This is a genomic window from Methanobrevibacter sp., from assembly GCF_045116495.1.
Taxonomy (GTDB): domain Archaea; phylum Methanobacteriota; class Methanobacteria; order Methanobacteriales; family Methanobacteriaceae; genus Methanocatella.
On sequence record NZ_JBGULU010000092.1, the window covers coordinates 1 to 4,741 of the forward strand.

General features: G+C 35.4%; 1 protein-coding gene. It reads left to right on the top strand.

Annotated elements, in window-relative coordinates; all coding sequences use genetic code 11:
- A partial coding sequence (locus tag ACJMLH_RS04780; protein WP_405275232.1) for a DUF3344 domain-containing protein occupies positions 1 to 4,741 on the top strand: 4,741 nt, incomplete at both ends.

Consider the following 4,741-nt stretch of genomic DNA (forward strand, 5'->3'; position numbering starts at 1 on the left):
ACTGTTGATGTTTTAGGAGCAACCGATACATTAACATTGAATTTCGCAAATGATTATCCTGTAGGTCAAGTTCTTGAACCAATGCCTCAACTCGATAGCGGTGTTGTTTCAGGTAATGCCGAATTGGCTTCAATCCACCCATGGGCTACAACAGGCAGTCTTGTTTATACCATTCCTGATGGCTTGACAAATGTCAAATCCGCATTTGTCATCGTTAATATTTATTCAGGAAATGGTGCAAATAACTATGGTTTGTATTCAAATGTGACTATGACAACTCCTGAAGGACAGGAAGTATTGGGATATGAAACCTTAAGATTTGACGGGTTCCCATCTTTAACAAATGACCCTACTGTTTATGGTGTCTATTATCACATTACCCGTCAATATTCAGATTATCAAATGATTTATAACGTCACTGACTTACTCAGCAATTCAGCTTCCGGTGATGAAATCACTATTAACGTAAAGAATACAAATATAAGCGATTTGGCTTTTGATGGAAGGATTAAATTAATCAGTTTATTCCTGGCATATGACGATGGTGATTTCGATAAATACAATTACTGGCTGGATGCGGGTCAGTTATGGACACAAGAAGAGGCAGACTTTGATTTCTACACAGGAGATTATTCTGGCGAACCAATTTCTGCATCTTTAAGAGTTGTTGCTCTTTCTTCTTCACTAGCTAGTTATTTTGAGTTCAATGGTGAATCTTTAGTAGACCCTGACGAATATGATAATGGGGCATATTATCAAAACTGCTATTGGGAAGATGTGTCTGATTATATGATGATGGGAGATAATAATAATTTATATTTCTCCGCACCAAGCGAACAAGGTAGCGGATGGGGAGCTCCATCATTTAAAGTTACTGTTGGTCTGTTGGTAGCATACGAAGAAGGATACATGCCTGAAGCATATGTTGATTATTCCAACGGTGACGATGATAACAATGGTGTTAGCCTCTCCACTGCCTTTAAAACTATTGATTATGCTTTAACTAAAGTTGAAGATGGTGGTACTATTTATGTTAGCGGCAATTATGAGCTTGATGGTGTTGGTGTTGAGGGTATTACTATTGATAAGAACATTAATATTGTCGGTTTAGGCGATGACGCTGTATTTGATGCCAATAATGCCGGCAGAATATTCAAGATTAACGCTTACACAGTAGCTTTATCCAACTTAGCATTTGTCAATGCCGACGTTTCAGGTACTAGCGATAAACGTGGAGGTGCATTATGGGCCAATGGTGCTACATTAACCGTTGACAACTGTAAGTTCATCGATAACACTGCTGGCGCCAGCTCATCATATGGAGGCGCTATAAATTTAAAAGGAACTTCTGCTACTATCACCGATTCATACTTTGAAGGCAACTCTGCATATTATGCTGCTGGTGCAATCAATGCCGAAACTGGTAACCGTTTATTAGACATTAGCGGATGTACATTTACAAATAATGAAGTTACAAATACAGGATGGGCAAATGGTGGCGTAATCTGTGCATACGGTCCGGTAACCATCGACAGATCCATATTTTATGGCAATAAATTAGCAGACGGTAAAAACGGTAGAAGCATAAACATGTATAGTGGTGGTAGTTTAACAATCACCAATTCCGTCTTATTGGATGGAGATAAGTCTGTTTATTCAGAATCAACCTCAACAACTTTAGAAAACAATTGGTGGGGAAACAATGAAGTTACCCAAGATTCCAATCCAAAAGATTTAGGATACACCAATAAAGATGTAAACTCATTTGCATATCTAAGTTTATCCACAACAGCTTCTAATCTTGTAAAAAACACTCCAATCAACATTGATATTAATTTAGTTTCAAATGCTGATTTACCTGATGTTCCTGCAACAGTTTCATCAACTCACGGAACATTTAACAAGGAGAGTTTAACTTTAACTGATGGTGCAGGCATAGTTCAATACACTTCCAATACAATAGGCGATAATGTCATCACTGTTGATGTTTTAGGAGCAACAGATTCAATAACTTTAAATTTCAAAGATGATTATCCTGTAGGTCAAATTGTTCCATCAATGTCTCAAATTGATACTGGTGTTGTTTCTGGAGGTGTTGATTTTATTCGAGTTAACCCTTGGTCTACCTCTGGTAATTTAGTTTATACCATTCCTGAAGGCATGACAAACATTAAATCAGCATTTGTTATTGTTAATGCTTATTCCGGAAGTGGTTCTAGTTCATACGGTCTTATTTCAGATGTAACTATGACTACTCCTAACGGACAAGAATTATTAGGACATGAATTATTATGGTTAGATAAAGAATGTGCAGGCGACGCTAATGTTTATGGTATTAATGACCATACCACTAAACAGTATTCAGATTTCCAAATGCTCTATGATGTTACTAATAGTGTTAAAAACTTGAATTCCGGCGATACAATAACTGTTAATGTTGCTGATTCTCAGTACCCTGGCAAGAGTTACGATGGAAAGATTAAGTTAATTGGTTTAGTCTTTGCATATGATGATGGGGATAACGATAAATATACATACTGGTTGGATGTTGGTCAATTATGGACCCAATCCTCTTCTAGTTTTGATTTCAATACTAGGAGTTATGCTGGTGCAATAGATAATATTTCTTTAAGAAGTATCATTTTATCTAGTCAACTTGCAGGTACATATAAAATAAATAATGCAGCTCATAATCCTGAATCAGTTTATTCAGGTAACTATTTAAAAGATGTTAAATGGAATAATATTGCATCTGATTTCAATAGGGGAAGTAACACCAATGTTAAAGCTGAAAGTATTTCAGGTTCACATAAATTTAATTTAGCTTTATTGGTTGCAACCGAACTTGAAACTCCGGCCCTTCCAGAGGTTTCAATCACTCAAGTTAAAACATCCTGGAATGACGGCATCTTTGCAGGAGTTAACAATACTTTCAAAGTTACATTAAATAATGCTGAAGATGCTGCAGTTGAAGATTTAGTTCTTGAAGTTTATTCAGATGAAACCGGTGCATTAGTTGCAAGTTATAACATTGATTCATTAAATAGTGGAACTTCAACAATTTCTGTAACCGACCCTGCAATTCGCCAAATAACCGAACAAACTGTATGGCCGGATGCTAGTAACAATAAAATTAAGTTCACATTTAATTTAATGCAAGGCAGTGATTTGCTTTCCACTTTAAGTGTTGATAAAATACTTGCTTATAATGGTTATTTAAATAAAACTTATGCATACGAGGGTCATGATAATGTAATTAATAGAAAAATAACAATTTCTGGTGACATTATTATAGATACACAACCTGTGAGTGTTTACGCCGACCAATATTCCAGAGAGAGAACAGAAACCTGGAATATTCAAACTCCTGATGGTGCTGAAATTGAAAAAGTCCTTTTATTCTTTGCATATAACTGGGATACCTCATATTATCCTGATGGTTGGACTTTAAATTTCAATGATGATGAAATTACTGGCACAGAAATTAGTTACGAAATGGATAGGGGAAATCTTGGTTATTATGGAGCATATAATTATGGTCTTGTTGTCTATGATGTAACAGACTACTACAAAGTAAATGATGAAAATAGTTTTATTATAACTAAAACAGGCAATTGTGCATTATATCCATCCACATTGTTTGTTTTATATAATATGTCCGATAGCGTTTCTGTTAAAGATGTCTACTTCTCAGATATCTGTGATGTATTCTATCCATATTATAATTCAGAAGGATATGATGATTTACTTAAAGTACTTGTAGATTATAACAATATTGAATTAACTAATATGACTCAAGCAACTTTGTATGCATTTGCCGGATCTGCTGATAATAATGATGCAGATTTACAATTCAATGATTTAACTGCTTTAAATGCGTATCATGGTAACTCAAATACTTGTGAGGCATATGTATTTGATGTAACTAGTGGTATTTCAGAAAATAACCTTGCACAGTTTATCACTACCACTCGATCTTCAACTGTTGTTGCTTATGAGCAAATTTTAGTTGTTGAAAGAACAGTTAAAAAGTTAGACCCTACTATTACTGTTTCTGATTCTTTATCTGTTGATGTTGATGGTACTGTTGATGTTGGTGCTTCTACTGATAGTGATGGTGCTTTGGCTTATGAGTCTAATGATACTGGTGTTGCTACTGTTTCTGATGCTGGTGTTGTAAGTGGTTTGAAATCTGGTAAAGCTAAAGTTACTGTTAGTGTTCCTGAGACTGAAAGGTATAATGCTCAGTCTGTTGATGTTGTTGTGACTGTTAATAAAGTGGATGCCACTATTACTATTGTAACTCCAGATGATGTTCAATCTGGAAACAATACAAGTGTAAATATAACAATTCCTGGCGCAACTGGTGATGTAATTGTTATCATTGAAGGTGAAGAAACTCTTGTCCATTTAGAAAACGGATTTGCAACTGTGCCTATTGAAAACATCGCTGCAGGCAATCACAATGTTGTAGTGATTTATCATGGTGATGACAAATATAATGGCAATTACAAAGTTACAACATTCAACGTTGCAGAAGAACCTGTTCCAGAACCAGATAATAATATTACTATTATTATTGATGGTGAGGAATATAATATCCCTGCTGTGAATGGCACTGTTGTCGATACAGGTTTACCTGATGAACTTGCTGAAGCTAAAGAAAAGATTGATAATTTAACTGATGCTCTTGCTGATGCTAATGGTAAGGTTGATAATTTAACTGATGCTCTTGCTGATG